This is a genomic window from Streptomyces sp. CNX435 (genome assembly GCF_059570575.1).
Window position 1 is genome coordinate 33,642 of the sequence record NZ_JCANTA010000028.1, and the last position, 16,522, is coordinate 50,163.

At 73.6% G+C, this 16,522-nt stretch carries 13 protein-coding genes; 6 read left to right on the plus strand and 7 right to left on the minus strand.

Annotated elements, in window-relative coordinates; genetic code table 11:
- Window positions 1-96: 96 nt before the first annotated feature.
- A complete protein-coding gene (locus T328_RS31475; RefSeq protein WP_496499637.1) occupies window positions 97-1,014 on the minus strand; it encodes a S1 family peptidase in 918 nt (305 codons plus the stop codon).
- A 532-nt stretch (window positions 1,015-1,546) separates the two neighbouring features.
- Here T328_RS31475 and T328_RS31480 point away from each other — a divergent pair.
- Window positions 1,547-1,990, plus strand: a complete 444-nt coding sequence (locus T328_RS31480) for a cell division protein SepF (protein WP_496499638.1) — start codon at window positions 1,547-1,549, stop codon at window positions 1,988-1,990.
- Between the two features lie 46 nt (window positions 1,991-2,036).
- On the opposite strand, the gene T328_RS31485 is transcribed toward T328_RS31480, so the two are convergent.
- Both T328_RS31485 and T328_RS31490 read right to left on the minus strand, forming a co-directional pair.
- Window positions 2,037-3,227 (minus strand): acyl-CoA dehydrogenase family protein, encoded by a 1,191-nt coding sequence (locus T328_RS31485; RefSeq protein ID WP_496499639.1) that lies wholly within the window; start codon window positions 3,225-3,227, stop codon window positions 2,037-2,039.
- Complete coding sequence (locus tag T328_RS31490) at window positions 3,175-4,926, minus strand: MFS transporter (RefSeq protein WP_496499640.1); 1,752 nt, start codon at window positions 4,924-4,926, stop codon at window positions 3,175-3,177. The genes T328_RS31485 and T328_RS31490 overlap by 53 nt, the downstream gene beginning before the upstream one ends.
- A gap of 531 nt (window positions 4,927-5,457) precedes the next feature.
- On the opposite strand from T328_RS31490, the gene T328_RS31495 reads away from it, so the two are divergent.
- A complete protein-coding gene (locus T328_RS31495) occupies window positions 5,458-6,405 on the plus strand; it encodes a phosphatase PAP2 family protein (protein WP_496499641.1) in 948 nt (315 codons plus the stop codon).
- A 57-nt stretch (window positions 6,406-6,462) separates the two neighbouring features.
- Here T328_RS31495 and T328_RS31500 read toward each other — a convergent pair whose 3' ends face one another.
- Window positions 6,463-6,687, minus strand: coding sequence for an I78 family peptidase inhibitor (locus T328_RS31500; RefSeq protein WP_496499642.1), 225 nt, complete (start codon window positions 6,685-6,687; stop codon window positions 6,463-6,465).
- 405 nt (window positions 6,688-7,092) lie between these two features.
- Here T328_RS31500 and ctaD point away from each other — a divergent pair, with 405 nt between their 5' ends.
- Window positions 7,093-8,787 carry an aa3-type cytochrome oxidase subunit I gene (ctaD, locus tag T328_RS31505; protein WP_496499643.1) on the plus strand — a complete coding sequence of 565 codons (1,695 nt, stop codon included), beginning with the start codon at window positions 7,093-7,095 and terminating at the stop codon, window positions 8,785-8,787.
- 58 nt (window positions 8,788-8,845) lie between these two features.
- Here the strand turns inward: ctaD and T328_RS31510 are convergent, their stop codons facing one another.
- Both T328_RS31510 and T328_RS31515 read right to left on the minus strand, forming a co-directional pair.
- Window positions 8,846-10,180 (minus strand): ABC transporter substrate-binding protein, encoded by a 1,335-nt coding sequence (locus tag T328_RS31510; protein WP_496499644.1) that lies wholly within the window; start codon window positions 10,178-10,180, stop codon window positions 8,846-8,848.
- 1 nt (window position 10,181) lies between these two features.
- Window positions 10,182-10,736, minus strand: a complete 555-nt coding sequence (locus T328_RS31515; RefSeq protein ID WP_496499645.1) for an MTB12 C-terminal domain-containing protein — start codon at window positions 10,734-10,736, stop codon at window positions 10,182-10,184.
- A 189-nt stretch (window positions 10,737-10,925) separates the two neighbouring features.
- On the opposite strand from T328_RS31515, the gene T328_RS31520 reads away from it, so the two are divergent.
- The 3 genes from T328_RS31520 to T328_RS31530 are packed head-to-tail and all read left to right on the plus strand — an operon-like array spanning window position 10,926 to window position 15,383.
- A complete protein-coding gene (locus T328_RS31520) occupies window positions 10,926-11,402 on the plus strand; it encodes a hypothetical protein (RefSeq protein ID WP_496499676.1) in 477 nt (158 codons plus the stop codon).
- A 1-nt stretch (window position 11,403) separates the two neighbouring features.
- Entirely contained in the window at window positions 11,404-14,715 is a 3,312-nt protein-coding gene (locus T328_RS31525; RefSeq protein ID WP_496499646.1) for a branched-chain amino acid ABC transporter permease/ATP-binding protein, read from the plus strand.
- Window positions 14,712-15,383, plus strand: coding sequence for an ATP-binding cassette domain-containing protein (locus T328_RS31530; RefSeq protein WP_496499647.1), 672 nt, complete (start codon window positions 14,712-14,714; stop codon window positions 15,381-15,383). The genes T328_RS31525 and T328_RS31530 overlap by 4 nt, the downstream gene beginning before the upstream one ends.
- Window positions 15,384-15,528: 145 nt before the next feature.
- Here the strand turns inward: T328_RS31530 and T328_RS31535 are convergent, their stop codons facing one another.
- Window positions 15,529-16,245: a LysM peptidoglycan-binding domain-containing protein gene (locus tag T328_RS31535; protein ID WP_496499648.1), complete on the minus strand. Its 717-nt coding sequence runs from the start codon at window positions 16,243-16,245 to the stop codon at window positions 15,529-15,531.
- Between the last annotated feature and the right edge of the window lie 277 nt (window positions 16,246-16,522).

Consider the following 16,522-nt stretch of genomic DNA (forward strand, 5'->3'; position numbering starts at 1 on the left):
GATCGGGCCCGGCCGGCTCCGGAACCGCACCGCCCCCGCCCGGCGGGGGTCCGGGCGGGGGCGGCGGCCGGGGCGGTCAGGCCCCGTGCGTCGGGGTCAGTAGACGCTCACGCCGTAGGCGTTGAGCGCCTCCACGACCGGCTGGAAGAACGTCGTACCACCGGCGGAGCAGTCGCCGCTGCCGCCGGAGGTCAGGCCGAGGGCCGTCGTACCGGAGAACAGCGGGCCGCCGGAGTCGCCGGGCTCGGCGCACACGTTGGTGCGGACCATGCCGTAGACGACGTCGCCGCCGCCGTAGTTCACGGTCTGGTTCAGCCCCGTGACGCTGCCGCTGTGGACGCCGGTGGTGGAGCCGCTGCGCCGGACGGACTGGCCGACGGTCGCGTTGGCGGCGCGGGTGATGTCCTGGCTGCTGCCGTTGTAGAGGTTCACGGTGCCGGGGTGGGCCAGCGAGGTGTTGCTGTAGCGGACCAGCCCGTAGTCGTTTGTCGGGAAGCTGGATCCTGCGGTCGGGCCGATGGTGGTGGTGCGGGCGGAGTTGGTGTACCACGTGCCCGCGCCGTCGGTGCAGTGACCGGCGGTGACGAAGTAGTACGTGCTGCCGCTGCGGACGTTGAAGCCGAGCGAGCAGCGCCAGCTGTCGGCGTAGATCGCCTGGCCGCCGTTGATGTAGCGCTGGAGCTTGCCCTTCATGTGATCGATCTGCAGGGCGTCGGCGTCGGCGCCTGCGGTCCGCATGATCCGGCCCACTTCGGCCGGGGTCACGGTCTCGTCGACGCTCACGACGAGGGTCCCGGACTTCTTGTCGACACCCCACGCGGTGCCGCCGACGTCGGCGGCGAGCACCGCCTCGTCGGCTCTGGCCAGGGTGGCGGCGCTGAAGCCCTCCGGTTGCTGGGCGGCGCCCGACGCCGGTACCGCGAGCGCGGTGCCGGCGAGGGCGGCGGTCAGCGCCGCGATGAGGGGCAGTCGCTTCTTGGTGCCGCTCAGTGGGGGTGTGCGCTTGATCCTCACTCAATCCTCCGAGTGTGCTCGGGGACCCGCCGGCGGGCAGGTCCGTGAGGCGCAGCCACGGGGCGGAGAAAACATGGAAAGGCTCGCCCGGAGGGGATCGGTGATCTCCTCCGTGGGGATAAGGCCCCTATTATTTTCGTCGTGCCCCTGACAAGCGCTGCTGAGAGTATTCAGACGATGACAGGTGTGCACAAGTAGGCACTGGCACATGGTTGCGCAAGCACGCCCCCCGGCCCCGCCCGACCGGCCCGGCCCGGCTTCCGACCACTCGAACAGCGCGGGAACCACCCGAGCGGAGGCCGAAACACCCGTCCGGCCCCGCAAAAATCTCCTGTCACCCCGTCAGTCCCGCCGCGCTGGGGGAACTCTGACGAACCGACAGCCGTTTCTGTGCCAGTACTGTCACGAACCCGGCGCGTGCCCTCTATCTGATTGGCACATCATCCGCATCATGGATGACCATAGGTGAGCGGACAGACATCCCCGGACCGCTCCGGGGACAGCCCACGCCGCGGGAGAGAGAGGAGGCGTCATGGGATCGGTACGCAGGGCTAGTGCCTGGCTCGGCCTCGTCGACGACAACGAAGACGAGCGCTACTACGACGGGTACGAAGACGACAGCGCAGAGACCCAGGGAGACGCCGCCTGGACGACGGACCCGCGCGTGCGCGTGGCGTCCCAGGTCGCCCAGGAGAAGGGGCGCCGTATCGCCACCGTGACGCCGGACGGGTTCCGCGACGCGCGCGGGATCGGCGAACTCTTCCGCGAGGGCGTTCCCGTCATCGTGAACCTCACGATGCTGGAGGCCGCCGACGCCAAGCGCGTCGTCGACTTCGCGGCGGGTCTCACCTTCGGACTGCGCGGCTCCATCGAGCGGGTGGCGACGCGGGTGTTCCTGCTGACCCCCGCGGAGTACGCGATCGTGCCCGGCGAGGTGCCGCGCCCCACGCAGGGCGGGTTCTTCAACCAGAGCTGAGACGACGACACAGGCAGCGACCGGGACCGGGGCTGGGCCGTAAGGCTCAGCCCCGGAACGCGTCCAGCCCCGTCAGCGCCTTGCCCAGCACCAGTTGGTGCATCTCCACGGTGCCCTCGTAGGTCAGCACCGACTCCAGGTTCGTGGCGTGCCGCATCACCGGGTACTCCAGCGAGATGCCGTTCGCCCCCAGGATCGTGCGGGCCGTGCGGCAGATCTCGATGGCCTCGCGGACGTTGTTGAGCTTGCCGAAGCTGACCTGCTCGGGGCGCAGCGTGCCGGCGTCCATCCGGATGCCCAGGTGGTGCGCGAGCAGCACGCCCTTGTGCAGCTCGACGGCCATGTCGGCGAGCTTGGCCTGGGTGAGCTGGAAGCCGCCGATGGGCTTGCCGAACTGCTCGCGGGTACGGGCGTACTCCAGCGCCGCCTCGAAGGACGACCGGGCCGCGCCCATGGCGCCCCAGACGATGCCGTAGCGGGCGTGGGTCAGGCAGCTCAGCGGGCCGCGCAATCCGGTGGCCGCCGGCAGCACGGCGTCGGCGGGCAGCCGCACGTCGTCGAGGACCAGCTCGGAGGTGACCGAGGCGCGCAGCGACCACTTGTGGGTGATCTCGGGCGCGGCGAAGCCGGGTGCGTCGGCCGGGACGACGAAGCCGCGGATGCCGTCGTCGGTACGGGCCCACACGACGGCGACGCCGGCCACCGAGCCGTTGGTGATCCACATCTTGCGGCCGGTCAGCACCCAGTCCGAGCCGTCCCGCTTGGCGTACGTACGCATCCCGGCCGGGTCGGAGCCGTGGTCCGGCTCGGTGAGGCCGAAGCAGCCGATGACCTCGCCGGCCGCCATCGGCGGCAGCCATTGCCGCTTCTGCTCCTCGGAGCCGAACCGCCAGATCGCGTACATCGCGAGCGAGCCCTGCACGGAGACCAGCGAGCGGATGCCGGAGTCGGCGGCCTCCAGCTCCAGGCAGGCCAGCCCGTACTGCACGGCGGAGGCGCCGGCGCAGCCGTCGCCGCTCAGCGACATGCCCAGCGCCCCCATCGCGCCCAGTTCGCGGGCGAGTTCGCGCACGCCGGGCAGCTCGCCGCGCTCGTACCACTCGGCGACGTGCGGCAGCACGCGGTCGGCCGCCCAGCCGCGCACGGTGTCGCGGACGGCGAGGTCCTCGGGGCCGAGGAGGTCGTCAACTCCCAGCGGGTCGGCGGGGTTGAAGGGCGGCGTAGTGCTTGCGGGCATGGCTGTCGTCCTCGGGCCGGCCATCGGGGTCACGGCCCGACGCTACGTGCGCGTAATCGGCGCCGTCCAGCCTGCCCGCGCGCGGCGTGACCTCTTGCACACGCCGTACGTCCCACCGGTCGTCGTACGCCGCGCCGGGGTGCTCCGGCGCCCCGCACTCCATCGACCGGGGCAGCCGCAGCGCCGTGACCGCGCCGAGCAGCAGCAGCCCGGCGCTGACCGCCAGCGTCACGTGCATGCCGTGGACGAACGCGTCCCGCGCGGCGGCCCGCAGCGTGGCGCCCGCCGCGCCGCCCAGCTCGCCGGCGGTCTCGTAGGCCTCGCCGAGCGAGTTGCCCGCGGCGTCGCTCGCGCTCACCGGCACGCCGGGCACGGTGCCGAGCGCGGGGCGGTAGACGGCGTTCATGACGCTGCCGAGCAGCGCTATGCCGATGCCGGCGCCGAGCTGGTACGAGGTCTCGCCGATCGCCGCGACCCCGCCGGCCTGCTCCGCCGGGGCCTCGCTGAGCATCGACTCGTACGCGCCGAAGATCGTCGTCTCCAGCCCGTACCCCAGCAGCACGAAGCCCGCGCACAGCACCAGCGGCCGGTCCTCCTCGCCCAGGCTGATCAGCCCGGCGACGGCGACGGCGGTGAGCAGGAAGCCGAGCGCGACCATGGCGCGCGGGCCGAGCCGGGCGACCATGCGGGAGCCCGCGAGCCCCGCGGCCACGGCGGCGACGGTCAGCGGGATGAGCCGCAGCCCGGTCTCCAGCGGGCTGAGGCCGAGGACGAGCTGCATGTACTGCACGGCGACGAGCTGCAGCCCCACGAGGGCGAGCAGCGCGAGCACGATGCAGCCGACGGCGGTGCCGAAGGACCGGCAGGAGATGACGGTGTAGTCGACGAGCGGGTGGACGCGGCGGCGCTGCCTGCGTACGAAGAGCACGAGCAGGGCGCACCCGACGGCGAACGGCGCGACGACGGACGGGTGCAGCGGGCCGTCGCCGGTGCCGGCCTGCTTCAGGGCGAGGACGACGCCGAAGAGCCCGACGGCCGCGATCAGCGCGCCGAGGACGTCCCAGGGGCCGGCCCGCTCCGCGGTGGACTCCGGCAGCAGCCAGCGGCCCACGGGCACGGCGACGACCATCAGCGGGATGTTGATCAGGAAGACGGAGCCCCACCAGAAGTGCTCCAGTAGGAAGCCGCCGAGGAGCGGGCCGATGGCCGCGCCGACGGCGGCGGTGGCGCTCCACAGCCCGATGGCCGCGGCGCGCTCGCGGCGGTCGGGGAAGACCTGGCGCAGGATCGACAGCGTGGCCGGCATGATCATGGCGCCGCCGACGCCGAGCAGCGCGCGGGCGGCGATCAGCACGTGCGGGTCGCTCGCCGCGGCGGCGAGCGCGGAGGCCACGCCGAAGATCGCGTAGCCGAGCAGCAGCACGCGGCGGCGGCCCACGCGGTCGCCGAGGGTGCCGAAGAGGATGAGCAGGGAGGCGGCGACGAGGGGGTAGGCGTCGACGATCCACAGCAGGTCGACGGCGCTGGGCCGGAGGTCCTCGGTCAGCGCCGGGACGGCGACGTGCAGCACGGTCGCGTCGAGGGCGACGAGCAGCAGGCTGGAGCAGAGGACGGCCAGGACGGTCCAGCGTCCCGCGCCGGCCTCGTACGCGCCTGGAACGTTCCGCGGCGGGGTCGTGGCCGTGGCCGTTCCTGACATCTACGCACCTCCCGGACTCGCGCGAGTCGACAGCGTACGCGAGTCCTCCGGCGGCGGGCGGCGGCACAGTCGGTTGCGGCGGCGGCGCTACCGGTTGCGGCGGAGCTTGGCCCCCGTGTGTCCGAACAGGTCGTCTGACGTGCCATGATTGCCCGCTCCCGGGTCGGGAAGTGACATGTTGCGGGCTTTGCGCATCAGATGTGACGCCCGTCACACCCTCGCGGCGCCGGCTCGACCGCCAGGCGAACGGCCCGCGACGGCACGGCGAATCTCCGATAAACGGAGGAGCGCGAAAAACAATTGACCGATTGGCCGCACTCGAATATTCCCAGAAAGCGGAAGACATGAGTCCTGAAAAGGCGGTGGGGTAAGTGCCGTTGGCGACGCAGTCCACATCACATAGGCATTACAGATCCGTCCGTTTGGTCAATCCCCGGCACGCGGCCATGTAGCGTCGATTCCGTGCGTACCGAAGAGAGGCGTCCGCAGGTAGCGGAGCGCCCGACCACACACCGCGGCTGGCGGCCGCGTATGACCAGGACCCGGCTGTGGCTCTTCTGGTCGTCGCTGGCCGTCTACGCGGCGATCGTCGTGGCCGTGGTGACCACGTCGTGGCTGGTGCACCTCGACTGGCAGCTGATGCTCTTCCGGCCGTACAAGCAGTGGCCGGAGTACCACGCCTTCCTGGACTACTTCGTGGTGCTCGGGCAGCGCGCCCCCACCGCCGTCGCCGTGCTGGCCTGGCTGGCCTGGCGCTCCTGGCGGCAGCACACCCTGCGCCCGCTGTTCATGCTGGCCGGCTCGCTGCTCCTGCTGAACGCCACGGTCGGGGCGGCGAAGATCGGCATGGGCCGGCTCGGCCCGCACTACGCCACCGAGATCGGCTCGAACGAGATGTGGGCCGGCGGCGATATATTCCCTTCGGGGCACACCGCGAACGCCGTCGTGACCTGGGGTGTCGTGGCCTATCTGGCGACGACCCCGCGGGCCCGCAGGACCGCCTCCGTGGTCTGCGCGATGGTGGCGCTGGGCGTCGGCGGCACGACGGTCTACCTCGGTACGCACTGGCTCAGCGACGTGCTGCTCGGCTGGGTCGCCGGCCTGCTCGTGCTGCTCGCCCTGCCCTGGTTCGAGCCCGGCGTGGCCCGCGCCGAGGCGTGGCTGCTGCTCCTGCGTGACCGGCTGCGCGGCCACCCGGTCCCCGGCCGGCCCGCACCGGCCTCGCTGTCCCCGCTGGCCACCCGCGTCTCGATCGTCTCGCAGCGGCCGACCGGCGCCGGTACGCAGTCCGCCCGGGAGATGGCCCAAGTCAGCTCCGGTACGGGCTCGGCCGCGCGCCCGGACACCTGGCCGCACCTGGCCCCGCGCCCGCACACCACGACGCGGCACGAGCGCCCCCCGGTCACCCCGGCCGGGCACCGCCGGCCACCGCAGTCGGACCGCCCCGGCGGGCGCCCGCAGGCCCGCGCGGGCGGCTGAGCGGACGCCGGGCCCCGGCCCGTCACTCGTACCACCCGGCCCTACCCGGGGCCCGTACTATCCGACCCAGCAGCGCGTGACCCGGCCGTCTTGGACGGTGAAGTTCAGCCGTCCGCCCATGAACTCCATGGTGATGATGGCCCCCGGGGGCAGCGAGCGGACCGTGCTCCAGCCGCGGCCCCTGGCCCGCTCCTCGGCGTCGGCGGCGGCCAGGCCGACATAGCGCTCGGGGTCGTCGTCGGGGTTCGAGGACGGGATCGGCAGGTTCGGTGGAGTCGCCATGGGGCCCACGCTATGCCCCTGGTCACGGCCGCGGTAGGTCCGGGCCCACGGGGATGTCCCGGCCCTGTTCACCGCGGGTCACACTTCTGTCACAGCGCCCGGCCGCCGTCGACCGGCCCGGAACAGGCCCCGTACGGGCGTCCGAGAGGCACCTCCTGACGGGCTATCGGGAATTACTTCCAGCGGCCCTAAACACACCTTCCGTTTACCCGTCGGTCGGCCTGGAATTCACCGAATTTCCCCCGTGCGGCACCCGTTGTCAGCTCCGCATAAATAGCCCGGGCGGCCCCCCGCGACACACCGGGCGAACGCGCGTAGCGCGCCTGATCCGTACACCGGTGGCACCGTCGTGCCGTGGACGAGGGCGTCGTCACACACGACCGACGAGCGGAAGGTGCAGAGGCGATGGGGACGACAGAGGCGGCACCGGCACCCGCTCCCCCGCGCATCCGGCGGCACGGCTCGGTGATCGCGGACTGGCTGACGACCACGGACCACAAGAAGATCGGACATCTCTACCTCATCACCTCGTTCGCCTTCTTCCTCTTCGCCGGCGTGCTCGCGCTGCTGATGCGGGCGGAGCTGGCCCGGCCTGGGATGCAGCTGATCAGCCCCGAGCAGTTCAACCAGTCGTTCACGATCCACGGCACGATCATGCTGCTGCTCTTCGCGACGCCGACCTTCGCCGGGTTCGCCAACGAGATCATGCCGCTGCAGATCGGTGCGCCCGACGTGGCCTTCCCACGGCTGAACATGCTGTCGTACTGGCTGTTCCTCTTCGGCGGGCTGATCGTGCTGAGCAGCTACCTCACGCCGAGCGGGCCCGCGGACTTCGGCTGGTTCGCGTACGCGCCGCTGAACGGCGACGTCCACTCCCCCGGGATCGGCGCGGACCTGTGGATCATGGGGCTGGCGCTGGCCGGCTTCGGCACCATCCTGGGCGCGGTCAACTTCCTCACCACGATCATCGGGATGCGCGCGCCCGGCATGACGATGTTCCGGATGCCGATCTTCACCTGGAACACCCTGTTCACCTCGATCCTCATCCTGCAGGCGTTCCCGGTGCTGGCGGCGTCGCTGCTGGTGCTGGAGTCGGACCGGCGCTTCGGCTCGGTCGTCTTCGACGGGAACGTGGGCGGGGCGCTGCTGTGGCAGCACCTGTTCTGGTTCTTCGGCCATCCGGAGGTCTACATCGTCGCGCTGCCGTTCTTCGGCATCATCAGCGAGATCATCCCGGTCTTCTCCCGCAAGCCGATCTTCGGCTACGTGATGCTGGTCGGCGCCACCGTGGCGATCACGTTCCTGTCGATCGTCGTCTGGGCACACCACATGTTCGCGACCGGGGCGGTGCTGCTGCCGTGGTTCTCGCTGATGTCGTTCCTGATCGCGGTGCCCACCGGAGTGAAGTTCTTCAACTGGATCGGCACGATGATCAACGGCTCGCTGTCGTTCGAGACGCCGATGCTGTGGGCCATCGGGTTCCTGGTCAGCTTCCTCTTCGGCGGGCTGACGGGCGTGCTGCTCGCCTCGCCACCGCTGGACTTCCACGTCACGGACACGTACTTCGTCGTCGGCCACTTCCACTACGTGGTCTTCGGGACGGTGGTGTTCGCGACCTTCGCCGGCTTCTACTTCTGGTGGCCGAAGTTCACCGGGAAGATGCTGGACGAACGGCTGGGGAGGATCCACTTCTGGACCCTCTTCGTCGGCTTCCACCTCACTTTCCTCGTCCACCACTGGCTGGGCGCCGCGGGCATGCCGCGGCGGTACGCGGACTACCTCGCCGCCGACGGCTTCACCACGCTCAACACGATCTCCACCATCGGCTCCTTCCTGCTCGGCGCCTCCACGCTGCCGTTCCTGTACAACCTCTGGCTCACGGCGAAGGAGGGCAGGAAGGTCGACGTGGACGACCCGTGGGGGTTCGGCCGCTCCCTGGAGTGGGCCACCTCCTGCCCGCCGCCGCGGCACAACTTCGCCACCCTGCCGCGGATCCGCTCCGAGTCGCCGGCCTTCGACCTGCACCACCCGTACGTCGTGCGGCACGAGCAGCTGGGCCCGGGCGCCCGGCGGGACGTGGTCGACCCGCTGGCCGAGTGAGGCGCGGGGCGCGGGGCCGCCGAGCGGCCCGGCCTCAGCCCGCGTCGGCGCTCTCCCCTCACGGCCGATAGGGCAGCTGCGGCACCGTGAAGCAGTTCTCCGTCATCTCGCCCTGGCTGACCCAGCCGCCGGCCCCGTCGTTCGCCTCGTCCTGCCAGCGGGCCGCCGACACGCACGTGGGCCGGGTCTCCGGCGGCTCGGGGAGCTGCTCGAAGCGGGCGGGCAGCAGCAGCCCGTCCGCGTCGTATGGCTCGGTGCGCGCCATGAAGTCCTCCACGCACTCCCGCGTCAGCTCCGCACCGCAGGACTTCGCGGCGTCCGCGAACCACATCGCCGCCGCCCAGCCCTCCAGCTGCCACTGCGAGCGGGTGTCGGTGTCGGCGTAGCGGTCCATGCCCTCCCGGAACGCCTTGACCGCCGGGTGGCCGGCGTCCTCGTAGTTGCGGCTGGAGCCGGTGACCCAGAGGGAGTTGCGGCAGCGCTCGGCGTCGGCGAAGTCCTCCGGGACCGTGGAGTTCCAGTTCTGCACGTTGGTGACCTTCGCGGTCAGCTCCACGCCGGCCTCGTCCAGCGCCTGGCACAGCTTGGCGTTGCCGCCCGTGTCGACGGCGTCGAAGACGAGGTCGACGTCGCGGGCGCGCAGGTCCGCGGCGACCGCGTCGAAGTTGGGCAGCGCGAAGTCGACCTGCTCGGTGACGACGTCGTAGCCCTCGGCCTCCAGCCCGCCGGTGACGCTGCGCGCGTACGAGGCCGAGGCCGCCTGGTTGTACGAGACGACGGCGGCGGTGCGGGCGCCGTGCTCCCGCTTGAAGTAGCGGTAGACCTCGGTGCCGCCGTACAGGTCGCCGCCCCAGCCCGCCTTGCCGCCGGTGCGCGGGGCGCGGCTGCCGTAGATGCCGTAGAGGTGCGGGTACGTCTCGTACGCGGCCCCGATCGGCTGGCCGCCGATGTCCGGCACCCCGGCGTCGCTGACCTGCGGGGCGCCGGCGTAGTTCAGCGAGGTGGTGGCGACGAGCGCGAACACCTTCTCCTTCAGCACCAGTTCGCGCACGCAGTCGCTGTTGCCCAGCCCGCTGCCGCCGTCGTCGCAGGTGACGACCTCGACGGGGCGGCCGTTGACACCTCCGCGCGCGTTCAGCGCCTCGAAGTACGCCTGCGCGCCGTCCTGCGGCCCGCTGAACGCGTCGCCCACCGGGCTCGTCTGGCTGGCGATGACGCCGACCCTGACCGGCTCACCGCTCGCCGCGCCCGAGGGCGCGGCGCCGCCGGGCGGGGCGCCCTCGGGCAAGGCGCGCCGCTCGGCGAACTCGCTCTCGGGCACCCGGCTGCCGCAGGCGGCGGTCAGCAGCACCAGCACCGCCGCCGCCAGCGCAGCACCCCCCGACCGGTTCATCTCAGCACCCGGGGCCCGGCGACCCGCTCATCTCCACGAGGGTGCAGATCGCCTTCTTCGACACCTTCCAGGTGCCGTCCTGCAGCACCGAGACACCCGTCGCGCCGGGCACGACCGTCTGGCCCTTCAGCGCGATGTCGTACGTCACCTTCGCCTCCTCGGCGGAGTCGAACTCCACCGCCGTGACCTCGGCGCCGACCTGCTTCCAGCGCTTGTCGTCGGAGAAGGCGACCATCAGCGGCCGCATCGCCTCGCCGTCCTCCAGCACCGCCAGCTTCGCGTCGGCGTCGGAGTCCGGCGAGAAGAACGTCGTCCAGTTCTCCTCGATCTCCTTCTCCGCCGCGGCCGGGTCGGCCGGTTCGGCGCCGCCGGCGCCGCCGTCCGCGTCCCCGCCCGGCTCCGCGGCGGCGCTGCTCTCCGCCGCCGGCGCGCTCGGCGCCTTGTCCGGCGTGTCCGCCCCGCCGCCGTCGTCCCCGCAGCCGGCCGCGCCCAGCCCCGTGAGCAGTACCGCCGCGGCCAGCCACGCGGCGCTCCGCGTGCGTGCTCCTCGGGTCATCCGTCCTCACCCCTGAACGTCGTCATGCGTCAAGTGTCCCGCCGATCCGTGCGGTCTACTGCGCCGGTCTACTGCGCCGGTCTACTGCGTAGTACAACCACACACGGCATAGTGCATCCCAAGCGGCTGACATGCACAGGGGGCAGAATGCGGCAAATCGGCCCGGCGCGCGGGCACTCGCTGAAGGCCATGGCCCTGCAGTGGGGCGGCTGGGCCGCGCTCGCCGCCGGGGCCGTGCTGTGCGCCGTCGGCTGGTACGGCGTGTCGGGCGAGCGGTTCGCCGAGCGGCAGATCCCGTACCTGGCGTCGTGCACGATCCCGGGGGCGGCGCTGATCGTCGCCGGGGCGGTGCTGCTGTCGCGCGGCGACCAGGGTCTTGCGGCGGCGCGGGTAGAGGAGTTGTACGGGCTGCTGGTCGCGGCGGACGCGGACGGGCCGGGTGGCCCGGCCGGTTCGGCGCCGGACCCCGGGCCGGCGGCGGAGGCCGGCGGGGACGCCCCGTACCGCGCGGTGCCCGGCGGGACGCTCTACCACCGTCCGGGGTGCCCCCTCATCGGCGGCAAGACCGGCGCCGTGCCGGTCGCGGACCCCGCCGGAGCCGCCGGCGGAGGGCGGGCGCTGACGCCGTGCCCGGTCTGCGAGCCGGGCCCGGCGGCGGAGGCGTGAGGTGTCGCTCACATACGAACTGACGCTGGCCGGGCTCGCGGTGGGCAGCGCCGCCGCGCTCTCCGGCATCGGCGTCGTCGTGACGTACCGGGCCACCGGTGTGCTCAACCTCGCGCACGGCGCGGTCGCGATGTTCACCGCGTACGTCATGCGCCAGCTCGCCGTCGGCTGGAACTGGCCGCTGTGGGCGGCGGCGGCCGTCAGCCTGCTCGTCGTGGCCCCCGGCATCGGGCTGCTGATGGGCCGGTTCGTCTTCCGGCCGCTGTCCGTACTGCAGTCGAGCGGGGCGGGGGCGGGCGGCGCGCAGGCACTGGTGGCCTCGCTCGGGATGTTCGTGCTGCTGATGGGCGCGGCGGGGCTCGTCTGGGGTACGGGCGCGCGCACGGACGCGCCCGAACTGCTGCCGTCCGACCCGTGGGTGCAGCTCGGCACGGCGGTGGCGCTGGCCGCCGCGGTCGCGGCGGTCACCCGGTGGACCCGGTTCGGACGCGAGCTGCGCGCGGTCGTCGACAACCGCCGGCTCGCCGCGCTCAGCGGCATCGACGCGGACCGGGTCGCGGACGCGGGCTGGGCGTTCGGCACGTTCACGGCGGGCGTGACGGGCGTGCTGCTGGCGCCGGAGTACCGGCTGGATCCGTACGGGCTGCCGCTGTTGGTGATGGCCGTGATCGGGGTCGCGGTCGCGGCCGGGCTGCGGAGCCTGCCGGCGGTCGTGGCGGTGGCGCTCGCGGTCGGCGTGGGGCAGGCGCAGCTGACCCGGCTGCACCCGGGGGGCTGGGGCGAGCAGGTGGTGCAGGCGCTGGGTGCGAACCTCTTCGCGGTGCTGCTGCTGGTGGCGGCGCTGGCGCTGCCCCGGATCGGGGTCTGGTCCGGCGGCGGCGACGGCTTTCTGCGGGTGCCGGCCGACACGCTGGACTCGGCGGCCGGCGACGGGCGGCCGTGGCTGGTCGCCGGGGTGCTGTTCCTGCTGCCGCTGGGCTTCGCGGGCTCCGACCTGACCACGTCGATCCAGGTGCCGGCGCTGGCGGTGGTGCTGCTGTCGCTGGTGGTCGTCACGGGTCGCGGCGGCCAGGTCTCGCTGGGGCAGGCGGCGTACGCGGGGCTCGGGGCGCTGTTCACGGCGCTGCTGGCGGCCGGGCGGTTCCCGGGCCTGCCGGCGGCACTGCCGGAACTGGTGGCGCTGGGCGTCGCGGTGCTGCTGGTGGCGCCGCTGGGGCTGCTCACGGGGTATCCGGCGATCCGGCGGCAGGGCCTGGCGCTGGCGCTGGTGACGCTGGCGGTGGGAGTGGCGGTGAGCCGCTTCGTCTTCGCGCAGCCGTACGCGACGTCGGGGCTGACGCTGGGACGGCCCTCGGGCTTCACCGGGGACCGGGCGTTCTACGTACTCGAACTGCTGCTGCTCGCCGGCGCGGTGGCGGCGGCGTGGGCACTGCGCCGGGGCCGCCCGGGGCGGGCGCTGGCGGCGATGCGGGACCACGAGTCCGGCGCCGCGGCGGCGGGGGTGCCGGTGCCGTCGCTGAAGGTCGCCGCGTTCGCGGCGGGCGCGGCGCTGGCGGCGATGGGCGGCGGCATGCTGGCCATGGGCGCGCGGGCGTTCGACCCCAACGCCTTCGACCCGGTGCGGGGATTGCTGTGGTTCGCGGCGGTGGTCGTGGTGGGCGCGGACAGCATGCTGGGCGCGCTGCTGGCGTCGGCGCTGCTGGTGGGCCTCGACGCGGGCACACGCGGCGGAATGGCGGCGGCGGTCATCGGCGTCCTGGCGGTCCTCCTGGGCCGCTTCCCGGGCGGCCTGTACGAGGCCCTCCACCGGGCGGCGTCCCGCCTGCTTCGACCGCCGAGGCTGACCCCGCTGGGGTTGCGGGTCCGGGCCAGAGTGACGGCGGGCGCGACACCGCCTCCGGCGGGGGCGGCCGATGCCGGGCCGCCGGCGCGTACGACCGGCAGGGACATGAACGCCGGATCCAGCCCGTCGGAGGACGCCCGCCCTCCGACGCCACCGGCGCGGGCCACGGGTGCGACAACGCCTCCGGCGGGGGCGGCAGGGCACGTACGGGGCGTCGGCGGGCGAAACACGCCCCTGCCCGACTCGGGTGAAGCCCCACGGGCGGCAGGCGGCGGCGCCGGGGCCGCCTCCGCGTCAACGGCACGGAGCGCAGACGGCATCGCCGAGCGGAACATGCCGGGGCCCAGTGCGGGCGAAGCCCCGCACCGGGCCCGCGGCGGCGCCGATTCCGGCGCCGACGGCGGGCACGGCCGCAGGCCGCCGAGCGCGGAACCAACACGGACGCGAAGCGCCGACGAACGGAACCCGACCGAGACCGGCGGAGGCGAACCCCCGCGACCCACGCCCGACGGCGCCGACTCCGGCGCCCACGGACCGGCGAGCGCGGGACCCACGCGCGTGCCGGGCATCGACGCGCGGCACACACCGGGACCCGGTGCCGGCGAAGCCCCGCACCGCTCGCGTGGTGACGCCGGCGCCGACGACGAGCGCCCCCGCCTGGCCGGCGCGGCCCCGCTCGGCAACCGGGGCTCCGCGGCGGGCGGTTCGTCCGCCGGGGGCGGGGGGAGCCAGCCCCGCGGGCCCGCCGCAGGCGACTCCGTGCTGGTCGCAAGCGGCGTCGCGGTTTCGTACGGCGACTTCTCCGTGCTCTCCGGCGTCGACCTCCGCGTCGCCCCCGGGCAGGTCACCGCCCTCGTCGGGCCCAACGGGGCCGGCAAGTCCACCCTGTTCCACTGTCTCGCCGGGACCCTCCGGCCCCGGGCCGGGCGGGTCGTGCTCGGGGGACGGGACGTGACCCGGCGCGGTGCGCATGCGCGCACCCGGCTCGGGTTGGCGCGGACGTTCCAGCAGCCCGCCGTCTTCCCCTCCCTGACCGTCGCCGAGAACGTCGGCATCGGCGCCGAGCAGGGCCGCGTCCGCGACCCGGCGGCCACCGACCGCGTGCTGCGGCTCCTCGGCCTCGACGGGCCGCTGCGCCACGCCCCCGCCGCCGACCTGCCCACCGGCACCCTGCGCCGCGTCGAGCTCGGCCGCGCGCTCGCCGGCGGTCCGCGCGTGCTGCTGCTGGACGAGCCGGCCGCCGGCCTCGACCTCGCCGAGACCGCCGCGCTCGTACGCGTCCTGCGCGCGCTCGCCGCCGACGGCATGGCCCTGCTGGTCGTCGAGCACGACCTCGAACTCGTCGGCGAACTCGCCGACACCGTCTACGCGATGTCCGCCGGCCGCATCCTCGCCACCGGCTCCGCCGGCCACGTGCTCGCGGCGACCGGCACCGGCACCGGCACCACCGCCCCCGCGGAGGCCCCGTGAGCGTCGAGATCGCCCTGCACCGCGCCCGCGTCCGCTACGGCCCGCTGGAGGCCCTGCACGGCGTCGACCTCGCCGTGCCCGCCGCCCGGCTCACCGTGCTGCTCGGCCGCAACGGCTCCGGCCGGACGACCGCCCTGCGCGCCCTCGCCGGGACCGTGCCGCTGGCCGCGGGCCGCGTGGTGTGGCGCGGCGAGGACGTCACGCGGATGCCCGCGTACGCCCGGGCCCGGCGCGGGCTCTCGCTGACGCCGGAGGTGCGCGCGGTGTTCGGCTCGCTGACGGTCGCGGAGAACCTGCGGCTCGCGGCCCGCGACGGCGACACCGGCCCGGCGCTGACGGCGTATCCGGAGCTGGCGCGGCTGCTGGCGCACCGCGCCGGCACGCTCTCGGGCGGCGAGCAGCGGATGCTCGCGGTCTCCCGCGCGCTGCTGTCCCCCGCCCGGCTCGTCCTGCTCGACGAGCCGGGCCAGGGGATGTCGGCCGCGGTGGCGGCCCGTACGTACGAACTGCTCGGCGGGCTCGCCGCCACCGTCGTCGTCGCGGAGCAGAGCCTGCCGCCCGGCCTTGCGGCCGCGGCGACGGTGGCGTACGAACTCCGTCGCGGCAACGTGGTGTTCAGCGGCGAGCCCGCCGAGGTGGGGGCGCCTCCCCCACCGGCTACGCCCTGACTGGAGGGGGTACCCCCTCCCCCACCGGCTACGCCCTTACTGGCGGGGGTACCCCCTCCCCCACCGGCTACGCCCTGACTGGCGGGGGTGCCCCCATTGGCGCCCGGCGGCCCGCTGAGCGGATCGGCGGACCGGGGCCGTCGCGTCAGACGTGCAGGCGCTGGCCCGGCAGGATGACGTCCGGGTCGCCGCCGATGACGTCGCGGTTGGCCTCGTAGACCTCGCGCCAGGGCGTGCCGTGCGCGTCGGCGATGCGGCTGAGCGTGTCGCCGGCCTTGACGGTGTAGTTGCCGTCGCCGCGCATCAGCGGCTGCCGCTGGCCCTCGCCGCGGTCCGCCCGCGGCTCCGTGCGCGGCTCCGTGCGCGGTTCGGCGGGCTCCTCCTGCCCGGGCTGCGCCACCGCCGGCGCGCCGCCGGACGCGCCGGCCTCGACGGAGCAGTGCGGCCAGGCGTTCCAGCCCTGCGCGGCCTGCACCTTCGTGGCGACCGCGATCTGCTGCTCCCGGCTCGCCCCGTCCGCGGTGGCGGCGTAGGCGGTGCCGCCGTACGCCTCCCAGGTGGACGCGGCGAACTGCAGCCCGCCGTAGTAGCCGTTGCCGGTGCTGATGGACCAGTCGCCGCCGCTCTCGCACTGGGCGATACGGTCCCACACTCCGCTGTCCGCGGCGCCCGCCGGCGCGGCGGAGGCGAGGAGCGCGAGGGGGGCGAGGAGCGCGGCGGCTCCGGTGACGACGGCGGCGTTCCTGCGTGTGCCGCGTGTGCTGCGTGTGCTGCGTGTCCTGATGGTGCTGATGGTGGTGCCTGCCTCACTGGTCGTACGGTCACTGCGGGTGGCGCGTATGTCGCCCTTCGGGAAAGGCATTCGTTCCTCTCGGTGGACCCGGGTCCCCTGCCCGGTCGGTGCTCGGTGCACGCGGCGGCCGAATCTAGGCAGCCTTGTCGGGCGTAATCAACCAAGACCCCGTCATTCGAGGCCAGTTGCCGGTTACCGCGGGTATCGATCAATACCGGACATGGCGCCGAGCCGGTCAAATCCGGCTTTGTCTGGCAAATCTTCGGTCGCGCTGTGGCTCGCCTCACGGCACCAACCGCCGTGATTCGCACATCAGTTGACCCACAGTGAGAATTTCCGACCAGCT